24 protein-coding genes and 1 pseudogene are annotated in these 22,774 nt (G+C 67.6%); 16 read left to right on the plus strand and 9 right to left on the minus strand.

The features are described 5' to 3' along the window. Nucleotides 1–1,382 (minus strand): PGRS repeat-containing protein (locus AWC16_RS25490; RefSeq protein ID WP_337339132.1); only part of this gene is annotated, 1,382 nt, incomplete at its 3' end. Nucleotides 1,383–1,523: 141 nt separating this feature from the next. Continuing rightward, the gene (mntR, locus tag AWC16_RS04335) at nt 1,524–2,222 is read right to left on the minus strand and encodes a manganese-binding transcriptional regulator MntR (RefSeq protein WP_085263574.1); all 699 of its coding nucleotides are present in this window, start codon (nt 2,220–2,222) and stop codon (nt 1,524–1,526) included. Nucleotides 2,223–2,246: 24 nt separating this feature from the next. Between mntR and AWC16_RS04340 the strand changes: the two genes are divergently transcribed. The 5 genes from AWC16_RS04340 (at nt 2,247) to AWC16_RS04360 (ending at nt 8,517) form a co-directional block, all read left to right on the plus strand. Beyond that, nucleotides 2,247–3,224: a bifunctional riboflavin kinase/FAD synthetase gene (locus tag AWC16_RS04340; RefSeq protein ID WP_085263865.1), complete on the plus strand. Its 978-nt coding sequence runs from the start codon at nt 2,247–2,249 to the stop codon at nt 3,222–3,224. A gap of 116 nt (nt 3,225–3,340) precedes the next feature. Beyond that, nucleotides 3,341–3,610 (plus strand): 30S ribosomal protein S15, encoded by a 270-nt coding sequence (gene rpsO / locus AWC16_RS04345; protein WP_085263575.1) that lies wholly within the window; start codon nt 3,341–3,343, stop codon nt 3,608–3,610. A gap of 306 nt (nt 3,611–3,916) precedes the next feature. Next, on the plus strand, nt 3,917–6,187 hold the full coding sequence (locus tag AWC16_RS04350) for a polyribonucleotide nucleotidyltransferase (protein WP_085263576.1): 2,271 nt from the start codon (nt 3,917–3,919) through the stop codon (nt 6,185–6,187). Beyond that, complete coding sequence (locus tag AWC16_RS04355) at nt 6,165–7,487, plus strand: M16 family metallopeptidase (protein WP_085263577.1); 1,323 nt, start codon at nt 6,165–6,167, stop codon at nt 7,485–7,487. Before AWC16_RS04350 ends, AWC16_RS04355 begins: the two co-directional genes overlap by 23 nt. A gap of 4 nt (nt 7,488–7,491) precedes the next feature. After that, entirely contained in the window at nt 7,492–8,517 is a 1,026-nt protein-coding gene (locus AWC16_RS04360; protein WP_085263578.1) for a nitronate monooxygenase, read from the plus strand. Between the two features lie 6 nt (nt 8,518–8,523). Here the strand turns inward: AWC16_RS04360 and glnA are convergent, their stop codons facing one another. From glnA to AWC16_RS04385, 5 genes are all read right to left on the minus strand, one after another. Continuing rightward, nucleotides 8,524–9,960: a type I glutamate--ammonia ligase gene (gene glnA, locus AWC16_RS04365; RefSeq protein WP_085263579.1), complete on the minus strand. Its 1,437-nt coding sequence runs from the start codon at nt 9,958–9,960 to the stop codon at nt 8,524–8,526. An 85-nt stretch (nt 9,961–10,045) separates the two neighbouring features. Then, nucleotides 10,046–10,330 (minus strand): WXG100 family type VII secretion target, encoded by a 285-nt coding sequence (locus tag AWC16_RS04370; RefSeq protein ID WP_085262916.1) that lies wholly within the window; start codon nt 10,328–10,330, stop codon nt 10,046–10,048. A 16-nt stretch (nt 10,331–10,346) separates the two neighbouring features. Continuing rightward, nucleotides 10,347–10,643: a WXG100 family type VII secretion target gene (locus tag AWC16_RS04375; RefSeq protein WP_085263580.1), complete on the minus strand. Its 297-nt coding sequence runs from the start codon at nt 10,641–10,643 to the stop codon at nt 10,347–10,349. A 65-nt stretch (nt 10,644–10,708) separates the two neighbouring features. Next, nucleotides 10,709–11,869: a PPE family protein gene (locus tag AWC16_RS04380; protein ID WP_085263581.1), complete on the minus strand. Its 1,161-nt coding sequence runs from the start codon at nt 11,867–11,869 to the stop codon at nt 10,709–10,711. A 31-nt stretch (nt 11,870–11,900) separates the two neighbouring features. Continuing rightward, nucleotides 11,901–12,200 carry a PE family protein gene (locus AWC16_RS04385; protein WP_085263582.1) on the minus strand — a complete coding sequence of 100 codons (300 nt, stop codon included), beginning with the start codon at nt 12,198–12,200 and terminating at the stop codon, nt 11,901–11,903. A 303-nt stretch (nt 12,201–12,503) separates the two neighbouring features. Between AWC16_RS04385 and AWC16_RS04390 the strand changes: the two genes are divergently transcribed. The 10 genes and pseudogenes from AWC16_RS04390 to AWC16_RS04435 all read left to right on the plus strand — a co-directional run bounded on the left by AWC16_RS04390 (nt 12,504) and on the right by AWC16_RS04435 (nt 20,519). Then, complete coding sequence (locus tag AWC16_RS04390) at nt 12,504–13,412, plus strand: metal-dependent hydrolase (RefSeq protein ID WP_085263583.1); 909 nt, start codon at nt 12,504–12,506, stop codon at nt 13,410–13,412. A gap of 34 nt (nt 13,413–13,446) precedes the next feature. Continuing rightward, nucleotides 13,447–14,367 carry an alpha/beta fold hydrolase gene (locus AWC16_RS04395; RefSeq protein WP_085263866.1) on the plus strand — a complete coding sequence of 307 codons (921 nt, stop codon included), beginning with the start codon at nt 13,447–13,449 and terminating at the stop codon, nt 14,365–14,367. A 1-nt stretch (nt 14,368) separates the two neighbouring features. Then, the gene (locus AWC16_RS04400) at nt 14,369–15,445 is read left to right on the plus strand and encodes a PDR/VanB family oxidoreductase (RefSeq protein ID WP_085263584.1); all 1,077 of its coding nucleotides are present in this window, start codon (nt 14,369–14,371) and stop codon (nt 15,443–15,445) included. Nucleotides 15,446–15,532: 87 nt separating this feature from the next. Then, nucleotides 15,533–16,549, plus strand: coding sequence for an alpha/beta hydrolase (locus AWC16_RS04405; RefSeq protein ID WP_085263585.1), 1,017 nt, complete (start codon nt 15,533–15,535; stop codon nt 16,547–16,549). A 105-nt stretch (nt 16,550–16,654) separates the two neighbouring features. Further along, nucleotides 16,655–17,392, plus strand: a complete 738-nt coding sequence (dapB, locus tag AWC16_RS04410; RefSeq protein WP_085263586.1) for a 4-hydroxy-tetrahydrodipicolinate reductase — start codon at nt 16,655–16,657, stop codon at nt 17,390–17,392. 50 nt (nt 17,393–17,442) lie between these two features. Beyond that, entirely contained in the window at nt 17,443–17,859 is a 417-nt protein-coding gene (locus AWC16_RS04415; RefSeq protein ID WP_276062374.1) for a tetratricopeptide repeat protein, read from the plus strand. Further along, a pseudogene (locus AWC16_RS04420) lies at nt 17,856–18,095 on the plus strand (flavodoxin family protein); the annotation flags it as partial. The gene AWC16_RS04415 and the pseudogene AWC16_RS04420, both read left to right, overlap by 4 nt. A 43-nt stretch (nt 18,096–18,138) precedes the next feature. Continuing rightward, nucleotides 18,139–19,062: a restriction endonuclease gene (locus tag AWC16_RS04425; RefSeq protein ID WP_085263588.1), complete on the plus strand. Its 924-nt coding sequence runs from the start codon at nt 18,139–18,141 to the stop codon at nt 19,060–19,062. A gap of 9 nt (nt 19,063–19,071) precedes the next feature. After that, nucleotides 19,072–19,527: a flavodoxin family protein gene (locus AWC16_RS04430; RefSeq protein WP_085263589.1), complete on the plus strand. Its 456-nt coding sequence runs from the start codon at nt 19,072–19,074 to the stop codon at nt 19,525–19,527. Between the two features lie 5 nt (nt 19,528–19,532). Then, complete coding sequence (locus AWC16_RS04435; protein ID WP_085263590.1) at nt 19,533–20,519, plus strand: DUF4238 domain-containing protein; 987 nt, start codon at nt 19,533–19,535, stop codon at nt 20,517–20,519. Nucleotides 20,520–20,617: 98 nt separating this feature from the next. Here AWC16_RS04435 and AWC16_RS04440 read toward each other — a convergent pair whose 3' ends face one another. Then, on the minus strand, nt 20,618–20,923 hold the full coding sequence (locus AWC16_RS04440) for a CDGP domain-containing protein (protein WP_085263591.1): 306 nt from the start codon (nt 20,921–20,923) through the stop codon (nt 20,618–20,620). A 123-nt stretch (nt 20,924–21,046) separates the two neighbouring features. On the opposite strand from AWC16_RS04440, the gene AWC16_RS04445 reads away from it, so the two are divergent. Then, nucleotides 21,047–21,256, plus strand: a complete 210-nt coding sequence (locus AWC16_RS04445; protein WP_133055908.1) for a hypothetical protein — start codon at nt 21,047–21,049, stop codon at nt 21,254–21,256. 1 nt (nt 21,257) lies between these two features. On the opposite strand, the gene AWC16_RS04450 is transcribed toward AWC16_RS04445, so the two are convergent. Continuing rightward, on the minus strand, nt 21,258–22,769 hold the full coding sequence (locus AWC16_RS04450; RefSeq protein WP_085263593.1) for an HNH endonuclease signature motif containing protein: 1,512 nt from the start codon (nt 22,767–22,769) through the stop codon (nt 21,258–21,260). Nucleotides 22,770–22,774: the final 5 nt, after the last annotated feature.

Genomic DNA, 22,774 nt, shown 5'->3' on the forward strand with positions numbered 1-22,774 from the left:
GTATTGGCGCCGCCGCCCCCGCCTGTGTTGCTGCCGGTAGCCGCGGCGGCGCCAATACCGCCGAGCCCGCCGACTCCGCCGCCGTCGGCACCGCCGTGCCCGCCGTCGCCGCCCGCCTCGACCGCGGTGACGCCCAACCCGGCCGACCCGCCGTCGCCGCCGAAGTGTCCGAAGGCGCCCGCGGTGCCGTCGCCGCCGTTGCCGCCGTCACCGCCGGCCCCACCGACATTGCCGAAGCCGCCCGAGCCGCCTTCGCCGCCGCGCCCTGCACCGTGGCCGTCGCCGACGCCGTCGCCGCCATGCCCGCCGGCGCCGCCGGCCCCACCGTCGCCGGTGTTGTGATAGCTCGGGCCGGAGCCGCTGCTGCCGCCGTGCCCGCCGGTGCCCCCATAGCCGCCGTTGCCGGAGGTGGTGCCGCCGTGCCCGCCGTTGCCGGCGTTGCCGCCGGCACCGCCGCCGCCGGCGATACCGGCAGCCGCGTCACCGCCGCGACCGCCATTGCCGCCAAAGGCGCCGTCGCCGCCGTCGCCCGTGTTGCCGCCGGCCCCGCCATCGGCGCCCGCGCCGCCGGCTCCGCCGATGCCGCCGTCACCGAACAGCGACGCACTACTGCCGCCTTCACCGCCGTAGCCACCGTCACCGCCAACGGTGCTGGCCGCGCCGACGTCGCCAGCCCCACCGGCCCCACCGGCCCCACCGTTGCCGAACAGCCAGCCCACGGCGTGCCCGCCGTCGCCGCCCTGGCCGCCCCGGCCGCCGTCGACACCGACGCCGCCGGCCCCGCCGTCGCCGCCGTGGCCCATGAAGCTGCCGCCGTTCCCGCCGTTGCCGGCGCGGCCGAACCACCCGTCGGCTCCACCGGGGCCGTCGTCGCCGCCGGTGCCGCCGTTACCGAAGAACCCGGCGTTACCGCCGGCCCCGCCGACACCGCCGACGGCGGTGCCGCCGTCGCCGCCGTCGCCGAACCACAGCCCGCCGGCCTGGCCGTTGGCCTGTTCCAGGGTGCCGCCGTCGATGCCGTCAGCGCCGTTGCCGATCAGCATCTGCCCGTTGCCGAACGTGTCATTGATCCAGGTGCTGATCTCGACACCGGACTGGGTGGCCAGCCAGTCCTGGCCGGCCTGGTACAACGGGGCGTAGACCCAGGTGCCGAACAACTCGGCGAGGGTGGGGTCGGCTGCTGCCGACAGCGCCGGCTCGCTCTCGAAGCCCAGCCACCCCCAGTTCGCCGGCTCGAACAGGTCGAACATCCAGTCAATGAGGGGGTCGGCCTGGGCCGGCGGTGCGCTGGCCAGCGGACTCATCCCGACCGCGAGGAAGGCGCCCACCGCGCTGCCCAGCCCGATCAGGCGTGGACCCGTTTTGCCGCGTTGTTCAGACATGACCTGTTCCTCCTCAAACGCCTGACAGTCTGATAAGCGCAGACGTTATGGCTGCTGAGAAGGAGTGCATGCAGTAGTCGACTACTGCATTTTCGGGTCGTTGGCGAGTCTGTTCTACGTAGCGGCCGGCGCGACCGCGGTTCAGACCACCCAGATCGCCTGAGCGGCAGGGCTTCCCAGGTCAATCGTGGCCTGCTCGCCTGCGGGCGCGTCGGGTGATTCCAGGGCCACCGAGATGATCCCGGCGAAGTCGCGCCGGGTCAGCACTCGCAGCCGGGCATCCAGGCTGATGCCCACCTCGGCGAAGTAGCGCAGCATCTCGGGGTCGTCGTCGGAGATGCGGGCCACCGTGCCGGAGTCGCCGTCGGCGCACGCCCACAACTGGCGAGCCGGGGGAGTGGGCACCTGCCCGTCCGCGGCCGGAATCGGGTCACCGTGCGGATCGCGCTGGGGGAACCCCAGTTTGGCGTCGATACGCGCGACCAGCCGGTCGGAGACCGCGTGCTCAAGCACCTCGGCCTCGTCGTGCACCTCATCCCAGCCGTAGCCCAGCTCGCACACCAGAAACGTCTCGATCAGCCGGTGCCGGCGCACCATCGCCAGTGCGGCCCGGCGACCGTTGTCGGTCAGGGTCACCGCACCGTACTTCTCGTGATCCACCAGGCCTGCGTCGGCGAGCTTGCGGATGGACTCCGAGGCGGTGCTGGCCGACACGCCGATCTTCTCCGCCAGCATCTTGGTGCTGACTTTGTCGGGCGACCATTCCTGGGCAGTCCAGATGACTTTCAGATAGTCCTGGGCGACGCTGCTCAGCCCATCCGACTGCTCCCAAGGGCTCACAGGGAACAGTTTAGGCTTGTGGGCGTGCAGCGGTGGCGGGGGCAGGATGAGATCCCCACAGACTGGGGCAGGTGTGTGCTCACCATCGGGGTGTTCGACGGTGTGCATCGCGGTCACGCCGAACTGATCGCGCATGCGGTGAAGGCCGGCAAGGCCCGCGGGGTGCCGACGGTGCTGATGACCTTCGACCCGCATCCGATGGAAGTGGTCTACCCCGGAAACCACCCGGCGCAGCTCACCACGCTGGCGCGCCGAGCCGAGCTGGTGGAGCAGGCCGGGATCGACGTCTTCCTGGTGATTCCGTTCACCCCCGACTTCATGAAGCTCACCCCGGACCGCTACATCCACGAGCTGTTGGTCGAGCACCTGCACGTGGTGGAGGTGGTGGTGGGCGAGAACTTCACCTTCGGCCGCAAAGCTGCCGGCAACGTCGAGACGCTGCGCCGGGCCGGCGAGCAGTTCGGTTTTGCGGTGGAGTCGGTGTCGCTGGTGGCCGAGCAGGCCGATGCCGCCCAGGCGGTCACCTTCTCCTCGACCTACATCCGGTCCTGCGTGGACGCCGGCGACGTGCGGGCCGCGACCGAAGCGCTGGGCCGGCCGCACCGGGTCGAAGGACTGGTGGTGCGTGGCGACGGCCGCGGACGCGACCTGGGCTTCCCGACCGCCAACGTGGCGCCGTCGGCTTATGCGGCGATTCCGGCCGACGGGGTGTACGCCGCCTGGTTCACCGTGCTGGGACACGGCCCGGTGCCCGGCAGCGTCGTGGCAGGTCAGCGCTGTCGGGCCGCGGTGTCGGTCGGCACCAACCCGACTTTCTCCGGGCGGGCCCGCACCGTGGAGGCGTTCGTGATCGACGAGGCTGCCGACCTGTACGGACAGCGGGTGGCCGTCGATTTCGTCAGCCGGATCCGGGGGCAGGAGAAGTTCGACTCCGTCGCGGATCTGGTGGCGGTGATGAACACCGATGTCGAGAAGACCCGCGGCCTGCTTGCCGGCGACTGACGCCGGCTCGGATTGGGTTCAAGCGCCACGGCGCTGCTAGACTCGCCGCTCGGTGTGCTGCAGTCCGCGGTGGCCGCCGAAATGACATTCGCGGGACCGATTGATGGAGATTCTACGTGGCGCTGACCACCGAGCAGAAAAAAGAGATCCTGGGCAGCTACGGCCTGCACGAGACCGACACCGGCTCGCCGGAGGCTCAGGTCGCACTGCTGACCAAGCGGATCGTCGACCTCACCGAGCACCTCAAGCAGCACAAGCACGACCACCACTCGCGGCGCGGTCTGCTGCTGCTGGTCGGCCGGCGGCGTCGGCTGCTCAAGTACCTGGCCCAGATCGATGTGGCGCGCTACCGCTCGCTCATCGAGCGCCTGGGCCTGCGTCGCTGACGGCGAACCGGATCGGCGACAGTGGCCGCCGTGTAGAGTGAGACCGTTCCGGGCCGACAAGGCCCGGACATCGGTGTGGCCCCGCAACCTGCGCGCGCCACTCCGGCACGTCACGACGGGACATGTTCCTGCGATCAGCCAGACCTGCGTCGGGCGGTCTTCGGTAGTGGCAGCCGGGTCGCAAAGTTCGTCTTTGAGGATCCGGCCGCTTCGATCGACGACCGTAGCCGCATCCAGGTCCGTCGCTGGCGCACGTCTGACACTGCGAAACAGCAGAACGAATCAGGAAAGGCCGCACGGGCGTCCATGTCTGCAACTGAAATTGAAGAAGGCGTATTCGAGTCCACTGCCGTGATCGACAACGGCAGCTTCGGCAAGCGCACCATCCGCTTCGAGACCGGCCGGCTGGCCCAGCAGGCCGCCGGCAGTGTCGTCGCCTACCTCGACGACGAAACCATGCTGCTGTCGGCGACCACCGCCAGCAAAGCTCCCAAGGAGCACTTCGACTTCTTCCCGCTCACCGTCGATGTCGAGGAGCGGATGTACGCGGCCGGCCGTATCCCGGGCTCGTTCTTCCGCCGCGAGGGGCGGCCGTCCACCGACGCCATCCTGACCTGTCGGCTCACCGACCGCCCGCTGCGCCCGTCGTTCGTCGACGGTCTGCGCAACGAGATCCAGGTGGTCGTGACGGTGCTGAGCCTCAACCCGAACGACCTCTACGACGTGGTGGCGATCAACGCCGCGTCGGCCTCCACCCAGCTGGCCGGCCTGCCGTTCTCCGGTCCGGTCGGCGCCGCGCGGGTGGCGCTCATCGACGGCACCTGGGTGGCGTTCCCCACCGTGGAGCAGCTCGAGCGCGCGGCGTTCGACATGGTGTTGGCCGGCCGGGCAATCGAGTCCGCGGACGGGGGCACAGACGTCGCGATCATGATGGTCGAGGCCGAGGCCACCGAGAACGTCATCGAGCTCATCGAGGCCGGCGCCCAGGCGCCCACCGAGACCGTGGTGGCCGAAGGTCTGGAGGCGGCCAAGCCGTTCATCGCAGCCCTGTGCAAGGCCCAGCAGGAGCTCGCCGAGGCCGCCGCGCGTCCGGCGGTCGAGTACCCGCTCTTCCCCGCCTACGGCGAGGACGTCTACTACTCGGTGGCCTCGATCGCCACCGACGAGCTGGCCAAGGCCCTGACCATCGCGGGCAAGGCCGAGCGTGACGAGCGCACCGAGGAGATCAAGGCCGAGGTCGTGCAGCGACTCGCCGAGACTTACGAGGGCCGCGAGAAGGAGATCAGCGCGGCCTACCGCAGCCTGACCAAAAAGCTGGTGCGCCAGCGCATCCTGACCGACCACTTCCGCATCGACGGTCGCGGGATCACCGACATCCGGGCACTGTCCGCCGAGGTGGCTGTGGTGCCACGGGCGCACGGCAGCGCGCTGTTCGAGCGTGGCGAGACCCAGATCATGGGCGTGACCACGCTGGACATGATGAAGATGGCGCAGCAGATCGACTCGCTGGGGCCGGAGAAGTCCAAGCGCTACATGCACCACTACAACTTCCCGCCGTACTCGACCGGTGAGACCGGCCGAGTCGGCTCGCCCAAGCGCCGCGAGATCGGCCACGGGGCGTTGGCCGAGCGGGCCCTGGTCCCGGTGCTGCCCAGCATCGAGGAGTTCCCGTACGCCATTCGGCAGGTGTCGGAAGCCTTGGGCTCCAACGGATCCACCTCGATGGGGTCGGTCTGTGCGTCCACGCTGGCACTGCTCAACGCCGGGGTGCCGCTGAAGGCTCCGGTGGCCGGTATCGCGATGGGACTGGTCTCCGACGACGTCGAGGTTGACGGCAAGGTCGAGCGCCGGTTCGTCGCGCTCACCGACATCCTGGGCGCCGAGGACGCGTTCGGCGACATGGACTTCAAGGTCGCCGGCACCAAGGACTTCGTCACCGCGCTGCAGCTCGACACCAAGCTCGACGGCATTCCGTCCCAGGTGCTCGCCGGAGCGCTGGCGCAGGCCAAGGACGCGCGTATGACCATCCTGGAGGTGATGGCCGAGGCCATCGACGCCCCCGACGAGATGAGCCCGTATGCGCCTCGGGTCACCACCATCAAGGTTCCGGTGGACAAGATCGGCGAGGTGATCGGGCCCAAGGGCAAGATGATCAACTCGATCACCGAGGAAACCGGCGCCCAGATCTCCATCGAGGACGACGGCACGGTGTTCGTCGGCGCCACCGACGGCCCGTCGGCCCAGGCGGCGATCGACAAGATCAACGCGATCGCCAACCCGCAGCTGCCGAAGATCGGCGAGCGGTTCCTGGGCACCGTGGTCAAGACCACCGACTTCGGCGCGTTCGTGTCGCTGCTGCCGGGCCGGGACGGGCTGGTGCACATCTCCAAGCTCGGTAAGGGCAAGCGGGTGGCGAAGGTCGAGGACGTGGTCAAGGTCGGCGACAAGCTGCGGGTGGAGATCGCCGACATCGACAACCGCGGCAAGATCTCACTGGTGCCCGTCGAAGACGCAGCGGACGCGGCAGACGCGGCGGACACGGCTGAGCCTGCCGATGCCGCGCCCGTCGAGAGCTGACACCGGGGCGCCGTCGGGCGCCACACTGCGACGCACCACCCTGCCGGGCGGACTGCGGGTGGTCACCGAGCACCTTCCTGCGGTTCGTTCGGCGTCGGTGGGCGTCTGGGTCGGCGTCGGGTCCCGCGACGAGGGCGCCACGGTGGCCGGGGCGGCGCACTTCCTGGAACATCTGCTGTTCAAGGCCACCCCGACCCGCACAGCCGCCGGTATCGCCCAGGCGATGGACGCCGTCGGCGGTGAGCTCAACGCGTTCACCGGCAAAGAGCACACCTGCTACTACGCGCACGTGCTGGACACCGATCTGGAGCTGGCCGTTGCCCTGGTGAGCGACGTGGTGCTCAACGGGTCCTGCGCGGCAGAGGATGTCGACCTCGAGCGTGACGTGGTCCTGGAGGAGCTCGCCATGCGTGACGACGATCCCGAGGACGCCCTGGGCGATGTGTTCGCCTCGACGCTGTTCGGCGATCACCCCATCGGACGGCCGGTGATCGGCAACGTCGAATCGGTGTCGGCCATGACCCGCGCCCAGTTGCGCTCGTTTCACCAGCGCCGCTACACCCCGGAACGCATGGTGGTGGCGGTGGCCGGCAATGTCGATCACGACACGGTGGTGGCGCTGGTGCGGGAACACTTCGGGCATCGGCTGATTCGCGGCCAGCAGCCCATCGCGCCGCGTCGCGGTGCGGCACGGGTTCCGGGTGCGCCGGGGCTGACCGTGGTGAACCGCGACGCCGACCAGACCCATATGTCCCTGGGCGTGCGCGCCCCGGGGCGGTACTGGCAGCACCGCCAGGCGCTGGCGGTGCTCAACACCGCCCTCGGTGGGGGACTGAGTTCCCGGCTCTTCCAACAGGTTCGGGAATCCCGCGGCTTGGCGTACTCGATCTACTCATCGGTGGACACCTTCGCCGACGCGGGCGCACTGTCGGTCTACACCGCTTGCCAGCCGGAGCGGTTCGCCGAAGTCGCGGCGGTGACCGCCGAGGTGCTCGACTCGGTGGCCCGCGACGGCATCACCGCCGAAGAGTGCCGGATCGCGAAGGGGTCGCTGCGCGGCGGGTTGGTGCTGGGCCTGGAGGATTCCGGCTCGCGGATGAACAGGTTGGGCCGCACCGAACTGAACTACGGTCGGCACCGGCCCGTGGCCCGCACGCTGCGTGAGCTCAGCGCGGTCACCGTCGAGGAGGTCAACGCGGTGGCCAGGCAACTGTTGCGCAAGCCTTACGGTATTGCGGTCATGGGACCGTACCGCTCGAAAGGGGCGCTGCCCCGGCGTTTGCGGTCGATGGCAGGCTAGAGGGATGGCGTTCAGCTTCTCCGAACTCGCGGTCCCGCTGGTTGGCGCGCCGATGGCCGGCGGTCCCAGCACACCGGCGCTGGCGGCTGCGGTGTCGCAGGCGGGCGGACTGGGATTCGTCGCCGGCGGCTACCGTACCCCGCAACAGCTGGCCGACGACATCACGGCCGCGCGGGCTGCCACCAGCGGCCCGATCGGCGCCAATCTGTTTGTGCCGCAACCCAGCGGAGCCGACATGGTGCTGCTCGACGAGTACGCCGAACTGCTGGATCCAGTGGCCGAGCATTACGGCGTCGAACTGGGCCTGCCCCGCTTCGGCGACGACGACTGCTGGCCGGAGAAGCTCGAGGTGATCGCCGATCTGCGGCCCACGGTGGTGTCGTTCACGTTCGGCACCCCTTCACCCGACGACCTGGAGAAACTGCGTGCGCTGCGCATCCTGACGGTGGTCACGGTGACGTCGGCCTACGAGGCCGGCGTCGCCCTGGGGCATGGCGCCGAGGCGCTGGTGGTGCAGGGCCCCGGTGCCGGGGGGCATCGCGGCACGTTCGCGCCGGACGTGGAGCCGGGCGGTGTCACCCTGGAGGAGCTGCTGGCCGAGATCCGCCACGCCCATGGGAACGTCCCGCTGGTGGCGGCGGGCGGGCTGGGCACCGCGGCCGACGTGGCAGGCGCTCTGAAGCGCGGTGCGGTGGCCGCCCAGGTCGGCACTGCGCTGTTGCTTGCCGACGAGGCGGGGACGAACCCGACGCACCGAGCGGCGCTGACCAACCCGGAATTCGCCAACACCACGGTGACGTGCGCGTTCTCCGGTCGCTACGCGCGCAGCCTGGAGAACGACTTCACTCGCACCTTCAATGATGTGGCACCGGTGGGATACCCGGAGGTCAACCACATGACCACACCGATCCGGGCGGCGGCGGTGGGGATGGACGACCCGCACGGAACCAGCCTGTGGGCCGGGACCGCCTACCGGACTGTCCGCCCGGCCCCGGCCGCAGACGTGATCGCAGCCCTGGCCGCGGGCTGACCACCCTCAGCAGTCGTAGTAGAGCGCGAACTCGTACGGGTGTGGGCGCAGGTTCACCGGGGCGATCTCGTGGTCGCGCTTGTAGCTGATCCAGTTTTCGATCAGGTCCGTGGTGAACACGCCGCCTTCGGTGAGGTATTCGTGGTCGGCTTCCAGGTTGTCGATCACCTGGGGCAGCGTGGTCGGGGCCTGGGGGATGTCGGCGGCCTCGTCCGGGGGCAGTTCGTAGAGGTCCTTGTCGATGGGGGGGGCCGGCTCGATCTTGTTCTTGATGCCGTCGACGCCGGCCATCATCATGGCGGCGAACGCCAGGTACGGGTTGCCGGAGGAGTCCGGGCAGCGGAACTCCAGGCGTTTGGCCTTCGGGTTGGTGCCGGTGATCGGGATGCGTACACACGCGGAGCGGTTGCGCTGGCTGTAGACCAGGTTGATCGGTGCCTCATAACCCGGGACCAGTCGCTTGTAGGAGTTGATGGTCGGGTTGGTGAAGGCCAGCAGTGACGGGGCGTGGTGCAGGATGCCGCCGATGTAGTGCCGGGCGGTGTCGGACAGTCCGGCGTAGCCGGCCTCGTCGTAGAACAGCGGTTGGCCACCCTGCCAGAGGGACTGGTGGACGTGCATGCCGGAGCCGTTGTCTCCGAAGAGCGGTTTGGGCATGAAGGTGACGGTCTTGCCGGCCTGCCAGGCGGTGTTCTTGATGATGTATTTGAACAGCATCAGGTCGTCGGCGGCGTGCAGCAGGGTGTTGAACTTGTAGTTGATCTCGGCCTGCCCACCGCTGCCGACCTCGTGGTGACCGCGTTCGATGGTGAAGCCGGCGTTGATCAGGTTGGTGGTCATGATGTCGCGCACGTCGACGTACTGGTCGTTGGGCGCCACCGGGAAGTAGCCGCCCTTGGGCCGGACCTTGTAGCCCCGGTTGGGTCCACCGCCGATCTCGGTGGGCTGGCCGGTGTTCCACCATCCGGAGACCGAGTCGACCTCATAGAATGAGCCGTTGATCTGCGAGTCGAAGCTCACCGAGTCGAAGATGTAGAACTCGGCTTCGGCACCGAAGTAAGCGGTGTCGGCGATACCGGTACTGGCCAGATAGTTCTCTGCCTTGCGGGCGACGTTGCGCGGGTCACGCGAGTAGGGCTCGCGGGTGAACGGGTCGTGCACGAAGAAGTTCAGGTTCAGGGTCTTGGCAGCCCGGAACGGGTCGATCAGAGCGGTGTTGGCGTCCGGCAGCAGCATCATGTCCGATTCGTGGATGGACTGGAATCCGCGGATCGATGATCCGTCGAACGCCAGCCCATCCTCGAACACGGTCTCGTCGAACGCCGAGGCGGGAATCGACAAGTGCTGCATCTGACCAGGCAGATCGCAGAATCGGACATCGACGTAGTCGACCTTCTCGTCGGCGATCAGCTTCAGGACGTCGTCAGCTGTCTTGTCGGTCACCGCGGTGCTCTCCTAGAAATTGTTGGTTGGGATTTCGGTGTCGTGCTATGGACTCGGTTGTTTCGCCTTGCGGCTCACACCGAAACTACGCCCAGCTGGATCCGACCGAGGCGTCGGTGTTGGCCATGTTGTTGCCGGCGCTCTGCACCTTCTGGCCGTGGGCGTTGGCCTGCTCGTAGATCACTGCGAAGTTGCGGCCGAGCTGGCCGATGAACTCCTGGCAGGCCACCGAGCCGGCGCCGCCCCAGAAGTCCCCGGCGGCCAGCACGTCGTGCACGATGGCCTGGTGCTCTGCTTCCAGGGAAGCGGCCTGGGCGCGGATCAGGGCACCGTGGGCGTGGACATCACCGAACATGTAGTTGATTGACATCTTTGCGGTTCTCCTTCTAGCTCGACAGGATCTGCTGCGAGGCAGCTTCTTGCTGCTCGTAGTGGTTGGCGTCACGAATCAGGCCGTCGCGCACTCCGTGCAGCATGTTGACGATGTTGCGGAACGCGGTCTGCATCTGGCCCATGGTGTCCATCGAGGTGCGCTCGGCCAGACCGCCCCAGCCGGCGCCGGAGATGTTGGTCGAGGACGCCCACATCCGGCGGGCCTCGTCCTCAACGGTCTGGGCGTGGGTGTCGAAACGACCAGCCATGGTACGCATGGCGTCGGGGTCGGTCATAAAACGGGTGGTCATGAAACTGATCTCCTATCCTGAAATGTGGTGTGTAGAGCGGCTTCCTGGCGGCAGCGTGGTGCGATTCAGTCCCACATGGATGACCGCCGTCCCTTTGCGGCTTTGCGCTTGGCCTCTTCGGCTTTGTCCTCCTTGAGATTGGACGAAGCGGTGCCGCGTGGGCCCACTCCCATCAGCGGAGGAGCGCACAGCAGCGGCGAGCCACCCATCATCGGCGTGCCCGCGGTGGCCAGCGCCGGTGCCGGGAGTTCGGCGGAGGCCAAGCGCATCTCCGGTGCTGCCGTGGCCCAGGCCTTGGGTACCGACAGGCCGCTGACCGAGGAAGCGTTGCCGAGCCCAGCCGACATCGCCGAGGCCAGGCCGGCCGACCCAGTTGCCGACAATGTCGGTGTCAGACCGAGAGGTATACCCGCCGCGACGGCCATCGGTGAGGCCTCTCCCAAGCCGAACGGTGACGGAAGCGCGGCGCCCGCAATGAGGTACTCGGGGATGAAAGCGGCGATGATGGCGACGGTCAGGGCAGTTCCTACCGGAGTGACGCCAAACGCCCCGAAATCGGCGAGAATGTCGGCGATAACCGGGGGAATCACCGATTGCGCTGCGCCAGGCACCGCCTCCATCAACCCGTTAACGGTGGCCTGCGCGGCTCCCTGCCCCAATGCCTGGACGGCCGAGGCGCCTTGGGTAGCCACCCCACCGGGGTTGGCCGTCTGCGGCGGCGGCCCGAACGGCGTCACCTGCGATGCGATCTCCGCGGACGCGGCGTAGCTGAACATCGCGGCCGCGTCTTGAGCCCACATCTCGGCGTAGTGGGCCTCGGTGGCGGCGATCGCCGGGGCGTTCTGACCGAAGAAGTTGGTCGCCACGAGCGTCGCCAACTGGATTCGGTTGGCGGCGATCAGGGGCGGCGGAACGGTCATGGCGAATGCGCTCGCGTGGGCCGTGGCCGCGGCCTTGGCCTGTGCGCTGGTCAGTTCCGCCTGCTCGGCGGTGGCGGTGAGCCAGGTGGCATAGGGTTGCGCCGCCGCGGCCATTTTGGTCGAGGACGCGCCCACCCACGCACCGCTGGTCAGCTCGGTGACCACGGCTCGGTAGCTTGCCGCCGCGGTGTGCAGTTCGGCGGCCAGTTCATCCCAGGCCGCCGAGGCGGCCAGCAACGAGCCGGCGCCGGGGCCGGCATACATGCGTGCGGAGTTGACTTCTGGCGGTAGCGCTGCGAAATCCATTGCTGCGCCTCCTTTCGTTTCTTAGCCGGTCTCAGCCGGCAGCAATCGCGTTGGCGGCCTCAGCAGCTTCATAGGTGCTGGCGCTGGCGTTGAGGGTGGCCACGAACGTTTCATGGATTGCCATGGCCTGAGCGCTGAACTGTTGGTACAGCTGCGCCTGGGCGGTGAATCGCGTGGCCAGCATCGCCGAGACCTCGTCGGCGGACGGCGGGACCACGGCGGTCGTCGGGACCTGAGTGGCCGCGTTGAGGGAAGCGAGGGAGAAACCGGTGCTCGACAGGGCGTCGGCAGCGGCCGTCAAAGCTTCAGGCTGTGCGGTTACGAACGACAATTGCCTCTCCTTAGAACACCAGCAAGGCAGAAAAAAGGGCCGGCTTCTTTCGGAGTCGGACCCCTGCTTGCTTCAACGTTTTCTGACGACAACCCACAGGTTTCCTGACAGCACCGCCCAGCTCCAAGCGGGTTAACAGCCTCTTAACGATTGCCGCGAACTGTTTACAAAACCTCACAGGAATCCTCAGGTCGACCGTGAGGGAAGGTGTCCGGGGTCACTGACTTGGCGCGGGCGGCCGCGGCATTCGAGCCCGGTTCCGAGCTTGACATTTGACGTATATTTGTCAAAAAGGAGGTCCTGATGCTCAGCGTTGACGACACCGCCGCCGGTCCGCACGACGGTTCCTTGGACCACGAGCGCATCGTTCTGCAGGCCCGAGACGTCGGATTCGACTGGTCGGACCTGCCGGTGCACTACGTGCCCGGCGAGCCCTTCGTCACCCACTTCTGCAATGTGCTGCACCTGTTGCTGCCCGCCGGGGAGGAGTTCTTTGTCGAGGTGTTCAAGCAGGCGCTGCCGCTGATCAAGGACGACCAGCTGAGGCTCGACGTTCAGGGATTCATCGGCCAGGAGGCCACCCACTCCCAGGCGCACGCCGGTGTCGTCGATCATCTGGCCGCCCGTGGCGTCGACATGTCACCGTTCACCGCCCAGATCAAGTGGCTGTTCGCGAAGCTGGTCGGAGACCGGCCGCACTGGAGCGAGCGTCGCCAGCAGCGCTGGCTGCTGGAACGCGTGGCACTGGTGGCCGCCGTCGAGCACTACACGGCGATTCTGGGGGAGTGGGTCCTCGACAGCCCGGCGTTGGACGCGATCGGGGCGCATCCGGCAATGCTGGACATGCTGCGCTGGCACGGCGCCGAAGAGGTCGAGCACAAGGCGGTGGCCTTCGACGTCATGAAGCACCTGCAGGCCGGGTACCTCCGGCAGGTGCGCACGCAGCTGGCCGTCACGCCGCTGATGCTGTGGTTGTGGATCCGCGGGCTGCGGTTCATGTACAAGGTGGATCCGGAGCTGCCGGCCGGGACCAAGCCGCGCTGGCGGGACTGGTTCATAGCGGCCCGCCGCGGCCTGGTTCCCTCACCATTCGAGTTCCTACCGGCCATCGCGTCCTACTACCGCCCGGGCTTCCACCCGGCGCAACTGGGCGGGGTGGAGAAGGCGGTCAACTACCTGGCGGTGTCGCCGGCTGCCCGCGCCACCCACTGATCGGCATGTGCGGGAACAACGAGGAGTGCAGTCGATGAAGACCCTTACGGCGTCCGACGGTGTGAACCTGGCGGTGCACGCCTACACAGATCTGGACCCGCAGCGGCCGACGATCCTGGCGATCCATGGCTACCCGGACAACCACCACGTCTGGGACGGGGTTGCCGAAGAACTGATCGAGAACTACCCGGGCCGGTACAACGTCATCGCCTATGACGTGCGCGGAGCGGGCGCGTCGTCGGCACCGGCGGACAGGTCGGGGTACCGCTTTCCCCAGCTGATCGCCGACGTCGGTGCGGTGATCGAGCACCTGGGTGTGGACCAGGTCCATCTGCTGGGCCACGACTGGGGTTCGATCCAGGGCTGGGCGGCCGTAACCGACCCGGTTGTTGCGGCCAAAGTCGGTTCCTACACTTCGATTTCGGGTCCCCAGCTGGATTACGCCGGTCGTTTCCTGCGGTCGCCGCGCAACCTGCGCACGCTTGTCGATGTGATTCGGCAGGTGCTGGAGTCCTCCTACATCTGGCTGTTTCTGACCCCTCGGCTGCCCGAGGCACTGTTCCGGTCGGGGATCGGCGTCAAAGTCCTTGACCTGCTTGACCGTATCGGTCGCTCCGGTAAGACGCAGCGAGCCATGCCCCGCGCGGAGAACGACTACGTCAACGGACTGAACCTGTATCGCGCCAACATGCCGCGGCCGTTTCTGAAACCCGCCGCGCCGCTTCCCACCACCGATGTCCCGGTGCAGGTTCTTGCCCCGCGCCTGGACCTCTTCGTCAGCCCTGCCGCGCAGCGTTACACCGGTCAGATCCCGCCCCGCCACCGGGTGCTCGACATCGACGGTGGGCACTGGGTGGTGACCGATCGCCCGGAGATCATCGCCCGGCTCACCGACGAATGGGTGCAACGGAGCGTGACCGGCAGGTCCGACGCGCCGGATATCCGGCAAAGCTGATATGCCGCAAGAGATCTGGGACTCCCGTCCGGCCGACCTCTACGGCCGGCGCAAACACGACCGGTTCTACAACATGCTGTGGGCAGCGGTCACGCTCTTCGGTGGTGTCTCCGCGCTGTCGAGGTGGAAGCCGTCCCGGGTGGCGCCGGTCTCCCGGACCATCGCGGCCGTCGTCACCAAGCGGGAGATGCTGACCAGCGACGTGGTGGCTCTCACCATCGCCGATCCCGACGGTGGGCTGTTGCCGTCCTGGACGCCGGGCGGTCACATCGATGTGCAGTTGCCCTCGGGTCGTCGCCGGCAGTACTCGCTGTGCGGGATACCCGGTCGCCGCACCGAGTACCGCATCGCGGTGCGCCGGCTCGACGACGGCGGCGGTGGCTCGGTCGAGATGCACGAGACCTACGCCGAGGGCGACACACTGGTGTTCGAGGGGCCGCGAAACGCGTTCTACCTCGGCACCGGCGAGAGTGATGTGCTGTTCGTCATCGGTGGGATCGGGGTGACCCCGATGCTGCCGATGCTCCGTGAGGCCGCGCAGCGCGGAATCGATTGGCGCGCGGTGTATGCGGGACGCACGCGTGCCGACATGCCGCTGCTGGACGAGGTGCTGGCGGTGGATCCCGAGCGGGTCACGGTGTGGGCCGACGACGAACACGGGCGCTTCGCCGGCACCGACGAACTGCTGGCGGGTGCGGGTCCGCAGACCGCGGTATACGTGTGCGGGCCGACCGCGATGCTCGAAGCGGTGCGCACCACCCGCAACGAACATGCTGACGCGCCGCTGCACTACGAGCGGTTCAGCCCGCCACCGGTGGTCGACGGGGTGCCGTTCGAGTTGGAGCTGGTCCGGTCGGGGCGTCTGCTGGCGATTCCTGCGGACCGCTCTGCGCTGGACGTGATGCTCGACGTCGATCCGACGACCGCGTGCTCCTGCCGGCAAGGATTCTGCGGTACCTGCAAGGTCAAGGTGATCGCCGGTGACGTCGACCGGCGCGGACGCACCGCGGAGGGCGCCGATGAGATGCTGGTCTGCGTCTCGCGGGCCAACGGGGGACGGATCGTCATCGACGCTTGAATGGCGCCGCTTGATGGCACGGCCTGAGAACCCCGCGGTTGGCCCAAATCATGGTGCTCGCCGTTGATCGGCCCCTAGACTGCCCGGGTGACTGAAACCGGTCCGATTCACTCCGCATCCCTGCCCGCCAAGCTCATCTACGCGGTCGCCCACGCCATCACCCCGCGGTTGGTGCGCCGTCTGGTCCTGCACGCCGGCAGCGGGACGATCGCGGCTCGGATCACGACGATGGGCCGGCGGATCAACACCCTCGCCAGGCTGCAACGCGTGCGGCCGTTTTGGCGCGTGGGTTTCACCCGTGCCGATGCCGCCGGAGTCCCGGTCGAGGTGGTCCGCCGAGTTGATCGTGCCCGGCCGCTCGACGAGGCATTCGGCGACGGCGCCATCCTGTACTTCCACGGCGGCGGTTTTGTCACCGGAGGCCTGGACACCCACCTGCATGTGGTGGCCAAGCTTGCCCGGCGCACCGGGCTGCCGGTGGTACACGTCGACTATCGGCAGTATCCGCAGGTGACGGTGGACGGGTCGGTGGACGACTGCGTCGGCGCCTACCGTTGGCTGCTCGATCGCGGTGCCGACCCCGACAAGACAGTGCTGGCCGGCGACTCCGCCGGCGGATTCCTGGCGTTCGCGACCGCGCTCAGCAGCCAACAGCGCGGTCTGCTCGCCCCGGCCGGGGTGATCGGTATCTCCGCCCTGCTGGAACTGGACGGCGTCGCTCGGAGTACCCACTCGAACATGACCGCCGACGCTTTCGGCATCCCGGCGGTGCTGCCCGACCTCGTCGACCTGGTCTGCCCCTCGGCGAGGTTGCGGCACGAGCTGTCCCCGATCAACGGCCGACTGGAGACCATGCCCCCGGCGCTGCTGATCGCGGCCGAATCGGAGATCCTGCGCTGTGATGCCGAACGGCTGCATGCCGCGCTGCAGCAGGTCGGCCGGCCCAACCGACTTGAGTTGTGGGCCAGTGAACTGCACGCGTTCCCGGCACTGTTCCCGTTCCTGCCGGACAGCCGGGCGGCGTTCGACCTGATGGCCCGTTTCGTGGCCGAATGCCGGTCCAATGCCGGCGGGTCCGGTGAGGCCCGCCGGGAGGTGTCCTGAAGCCCGCTGCCGTTTTGATGGTGGTGACCCGTCCCCCGCAAGCGGGAGGTGTGCCCCCAGCGCCCTGGCTTCGTCGCGCTTGCGATCACCACTAGGGTGGCAGCCATGCGAGTTGCAGTGCTGGGCGCCAAGGGCAAAGTCGGTGCCACGATGGTTGGGGCGGTACGCGCCGCCGATGATCTGACCCTGTCCGCCGAGGTCGACGCCGGTGATGAGCTGACCCTGTTGACCGACGGCGGCACCGAGGTGGTGATCGACTTCACCCACCCGGACGTCGTGATGGACAACCTGAAGTTCTTGATCGACAACGGGATTCACGCCGTAGTTGGCACCACCGGGTTCACCGAGGAACGGCTGGCTCAGGTCCGTTCCTGGCTGGCAGCCAAACCCGGTGCGGCGGTGCTGATCGCACCCAATTTCGCCATCGGTGCGGTGCTGTCGATGCACTTCGCGGTCCAGGCCGCGAAGTACTTCGAGTCGGTGGAGGTCATCGAACTGCACCACCCGCAGAAGGCCGATGCGCCGTCGGGCACCGCGACCCGCACCGCCCAACTGATTGCCGAAGCCCGAAAAGGACTGCCGCCCAACCCCGACGCCACCAGCACCGGCCTGCCCGGGGCGCGCGGCGCCGACGTCGACGGCGTGCCGGTGCATTCCGTCCGGCTGGCCGGGCTGGTCGCCCACCAGGAGGTGCTGTTCGGCACCATGGGGGAGACGTTCACCATCCGGCACGACAGCATCGACCGAACCTCGTTCGTTCCCGGAGTGCTGCTGGCGGTGCGCCGGGTCGCCGAATTCCCAGGGCTCACGATCGGTATCGAGCCCCTCCTCGACCTGAAGTAAGCGTGGTCAAGGTGTCGCCGGCCACCAGGGTGAAGGTGCTCATCGCCTTCATGTGCCTGGCGCTGCTGATGTATCTGGCGTTTCTGGGCCGGATCGCGGTGTTGCTGATCGGCTCCGGATCGGTGCCGGCCATCGGGATGGGGGTGGCGCTGCTGATCATGCCGTTCCTGGGGCTGTGGGCGATGACCGCCACCCTGCGCGACGGGTTCGCCCACCAGCGGCTGTCCCGGCTGATCGCCGAGGACGGAATGGAACTCGACGCCGGTACGCTCCCGCGGCGGCCGTCCGGACGCATCGAACGCGATGCCGCCGATGCCCTGTTCCACACCGTTCGCGACGAACTCGACGCCGACCCGGACAACTGGCAGCGCTGGTACCGGCTGGCCCGTGCCTATGAATTCGCCGGGGACCGTCGTCGCGCGCGGGAGGCGATGAAGACCGCGGTCCGACTGCAGGAGGGCCGATGAGCAAGACGCTGCTGGTGGTGCACCACACGCCGTCGCCCCATTGCCAGGCCATGTTCGAGGCGGTGCTGTCTGGGGCGACCGATCCGCAGATCGAGGGGGTCGAGGTGGTTCGCCGCCCGGCGTTGTCGGTGTCGCCGACCGACATGCTGGCCGCCGACGGTTACCTGTTGGGCAGCCCGGCCAACCTGGGCTACGTCAGCGGCGCCCTCAAGCAAATTTGCGGTAGATACTCACTATCAAATTGCGACGTATGTCGTCGCTCCGCTGGGAGGTTGTGATGTGACGATTCCCGACTATCAGACACTCATGCGGCCCGTCCTGGCGTCTCTGGCTGATGGCGCGGTTCGTCGGTCTCGGGAGGTCATTGAGGGGATGGCCGACGAGTTCGATCTCACGCCTGAGGAGCGGGCGGCTAAGGTGCCGAGCGGGCAGCGACGCATAGACAATCGCGCCGGTTGGGCGTTGTCCTACCTAGTTCAGTCTGGGCTGATCGAGCGGCCTGGACGCGGACTGGTTCAGATCTCGGATGAAGGCCGTGCCGCGCTTGACAGATTTCCAGAGCGGATCGATACGAAGGCTCTTGAGGCGTACCCCGCATTTGTGGAGTTTCGCAATCGGAAGCGGGGCCGCGCCACAGCCGACGGGGATAACGAGGACCAGAAGAAGACGACGGCCGACGACGAGCAGAGCACACCAAACGACCTAGCTGAACAGGCGGAACGGATCAACCGCGCAGCCGTGGAGCGGGAGGTGCTCGCTGCGGCGCTCAACCTGACACCGACCGGGTTCGAGGAACTAGTCGTTCGGCTGCTCAACCGCATGGGCTACGGACGAAAGGGTTCGGCGGACCGGACAGTGGCTACTGGCGACGGCGGTATCGACGGCATCATCAGCCAGGACCCGCTTGGGTTAGATCGAATTTACGTGCAGGCGAAGCGCTATACCGACGCACCGGTCGATCGTCCAGCGATTCACGGCTTCGCGGGGGCGCTTCTCTCCAAGCAGGGCGACCGAGGGGTCTTCATTACGACCTCGCGGTTTACGAAAGGTGCGATCGATGAGGCGGAACGCATCAACGCACGGATAGAGCTGATCGACGGTACGCGGCTCGCTGAATTGCTGGTGGAGCACGGCGTCGGGGTTCAACTGGAACAGTCAGTGACGCTTTACCGGCTCGATGAAGACTTCTTCGATTCGATCTGAGGCTCGCCGATGCCCCGATTGTTGATCGTTCACCACACGCCGTCGCCCTACTGCCAGGCCATGTTCGAGGCGGTGCTGTCTGGGGCGACCGATCCGCAGATCGAGGGGGTCGAGGTGGTTCGCCGCCCGGCGTTGTCGGTGTCGCCGACCGACATGCTGGCCGCCGACGGTTACCTGTTGGGCAGCCCCGCCAACCTGGGCTACGTCAGCGGCGCCCTCAAGCACGCCTTCGACGTCTGCTACTACCCGATCCTGGACGCGACCCGCGGCAGGCCGTTCGGCCTCTATCTGCACGGCAATGAGGGCACCGAGGGAGCCGAGCGTGCCGTTGACACCATCACGACCGGGCTGGGATGGGTGAAAGCCGCCGACTACGTGGTGGTCTCGGCCAAGCCCGGCAAGGCGGAGCTGGAGGCGTGCTGGGAGCTCGGGGCGACGGTGGCCGCCCAGTTGATGGGGGCGTAACAGTCATGGCCGAAGAGGCCAAGTTGCACCATACGGTGCCGCAGTTCTACCTGCGGGGGTTCGCGGATGACGCGGCGCGGATCACCACCGTACGGCTGCCCGGTGAGAAGAGGTACACGTCGCGTGTCAAGAACACAGCCGCCATCAACCGCTTCTACTCCATAGACGGGCACCCCGATGGGGCAGATGCTTTCGAGAAGGCGTTGTCGGACCTTGAGGGCACCGCCGCGTCGATTCTGCGGATGATCGAGCGACGGATATGGCCGCTGTCGGAGGAGCAGCGCGCGGCGCTAGCCACCTTCTTGGTGGTGCAGTACCTGCGCGGGCCGGACCACCGCCGCACGCTGGAGTATCTCGGCGGCCAAATGATCAGCCTCGAAGCGGCCGCGATCGGTCGTGAGAACGTTCAAGACTGGGTGAAGGATCGCTATGGTTTGAAGCTGGACGAGGACGAAGCGGAGGCGGTGTGGCAACAGGCAAGTCAGCCCGGCGGCCCGCCAGTCACCATCTCGCCGGCCGAGCACATCAAGGAGATGCTGCAAACCGCCCAGGAGCTATTGCGGTACGTGTGGTGCAGGCCGTGGACATTGATTCGGTTTGGTCGCCGATCCCTGATCACAAGCGACTCACCAGTGGGCCTGGTGCCTCGACCGGGCAGCGGTCCAGGTCGAGGGGTGGGCTTCTTGACAGCTTGGGGTATCACGTTTCCGTTGACGCGGCGGCTCGGATTGATTATGGGCGACGTTGAATCTTTGGCTGAGGCGAACGTTCCGGTGGAACGAGTGCGTGCGGGCGAGCTGGATCGAGTGGAGCCTGCTACGACACGGTTGGCGAAGTTCATCAACGATGTCACCGTTCACTCGGCAAGCGAATACCTGTATCACCACCCAGATGACGGGGAAGCCTTGCCGTCGCCGTTACCCGAGCCGACGCTGACGAACATCACCGGACCGAGCCCTGAGGCGCTAGCCGAATTGTTCTCATCTGAGTAGGCGTACCTGTGTGCTAGCCGCCGACCCTACGGGTCATCCAAGCGGGCGGTGACGGCAAATGGCCTTCGTGGCGTGGCGCGCCAAGCTGTTGAACCCCGCTACGGGTCGATGTGGTTCTCCGGCATGTAGAACGAGTGGAACGGGTAGTCTCGCCCCGGCCCCATCGAGTGGCAGTCCTGTTGCGACGGTGGTGATTTCGGCGGTTCGTAGTAGTAGATCACGCAACGCTGCCAGCTACCGTCGGGCTGAATCGGGCCGTCGCACTTCTGGGCTGTGTGAAAGAACAGCAGCGGATTGTCCTGACAACCCGCATGGGCCGTCGGTGCCGAGGCGATCAGCGACCCGGCCGCCAAGCCGGCGGCCACCAGCGCGCCGGTCAGGCCCCCGGTGAGGTAGCGCTTCACAGTCGTCCCCTTCCCGTCTCGGCTGCTTTCGAGAGACTACGCCGGATGTCACCGGTGTTGGCCAGGTTGTGCACTCCGGCGTTTTCGCGCAGTTTCTATCGTGAGGCGATAGGCTGCGATGCCGTGACTCAAGCAAACGACACTGGGTCCACCACGGACCTGCTTGCGCGCACCCTGGCGTCCGTGCGCGCGGCCTACGAGGACATCGCGGAGCTGGCTCGGCACCAGGACGGGATCTATGCAGTGGCGCAGACCGCGAGGGGCACCGCGCTGATCCATGACTTGCGCAGGCAGCTCGACCAGCTCAATAAGGTGCTGCCCTTCAAGAGCTAGGTCAAAACGGCGGGGGCTGGTTGCGTTCGGCGATTCGTTCGGCGGCGTAGTCGGCGTTGAGTGCGCGTTCGGCGTTGATGCGTTGGGCCCGGTCTTGCGCTCGGGTTCTGCGGCGGGCGGGCATCATCAGGGTGCGGTTGGCTGTGGTGGGTGGAGCCTCGGTGCGTTGGGGGAGCTCCCCGGTGGGGAGACACAGCACGGGAAACTGCCGTCGACTGCCGGGGTGCGTGGTGAAGGATTGCCCGCTGGGGCTGGTCCAGGTGATGGTGCCGTCGGGGAATTGTTGATCGCGCCAGCCCCAGAATGTCTTCAACAGGTGATGCTTGCGGCATAGGCAACGCAGGTTGCACGGGTGGGTCGGCCCCCAGGGGTAGGCGATGGCGTGATCGATGTCGCAGAATTCGGCCGGCCGATCACAGCCGGGGAATCGGCAGGTCATATCGCGGCATCGAACGAACTCATCCAGTGCGGTGGAGGGCCGATACCGCGGCTCGGCCAAGGTGTCGGGGCCGGGGATGATCAGCGGGCGGATCGTGGCGCCGGCCGCGATCAGCTCCGCCAGCAGGGGTGCGGGGACCAACGGACCACCCAGGATGACCGCCGGTGGGGCACTAACGGCGGGATCGGGATCGGGATCGGGCTCAGGGTCGGGGTCTTGGCCGTGGTTGCGCGGGTCGACCGGGGTCTGCACGCTGGCCTGCTCGGCGAGGACATGGATGATCACCCCGCTGCGACGCTCGCCGGGATCGGCCGCCGCGCACGCGGTGTTGCCGCAGCCGCAGACCAGCCGGTCGCCGCCGGCGGCCAGCGCACCCAGGGCGTCAGCGCGGCGTTGGGCCAGGGTGCGCGGATCGTCCGGGCAGACCTCATGGGCCATCGCCATCAACCGTCGCTCCAACACCTCGGCGTCAGCGGCGTAGAGCCGGCCCCACAATGCCGTGGTTCCGGTCTGGATATCACTGCTGCGGTCGATCACCACTTCCCGGCTGCGGGCAGCGTCGCGGGTGCGGCGCAGCGCTGCCGGGTCGTGACGGTCCACGATCGCATCGATGGCCTGGGCGGTCTTGGGCGCCGACATCCGCTCGTAGCGTCGAGCTTCGGCGGCGACCTCTGCATCCACCTGCCGCAAAGCGTCCGGGTCGTTGATCAGTGTGGTGTGCCACGAGATCACCGACACCAGTTGTGCTGACAGCCTGCCCTCGGCGAACAACTGCGCTACCCGCGGCAACCGCTCCCGCAACGCCAAGGCCAGATACATCTGCCGGGACGCCTTGGCGTGGCTGACCCCGAGCGCGGCTGCGACCTCGGCCGCCGCGCCATCCCACTCATCACAGGCCCAGTGAGCACGATCCGCCGAGATGTCGGTGCGCCGGCGCACCAACTCCGCGATCGCCGCCAACCGGCGAGCGGCCGCCGCCGCCTCGATCCGCGCCCAACCCGCCACGGACGCCGCCACCGCACCGTCGTCGGCGCTGGCCAGCTCGGCCAGGTCAAGATCCTTCGTATCGAACATATGTG

It is taken from the genome of Mycolicibacter longobardus, from assembly GCF_002102265.1.
GTDB classification, from domain to species: domain Bacteria; phylum Actinomycetota; class Actinomycetes; order Mycobacteriales; family Mycobacteriaceae; genus Mycobacterium; species Mycobacterium longobardum.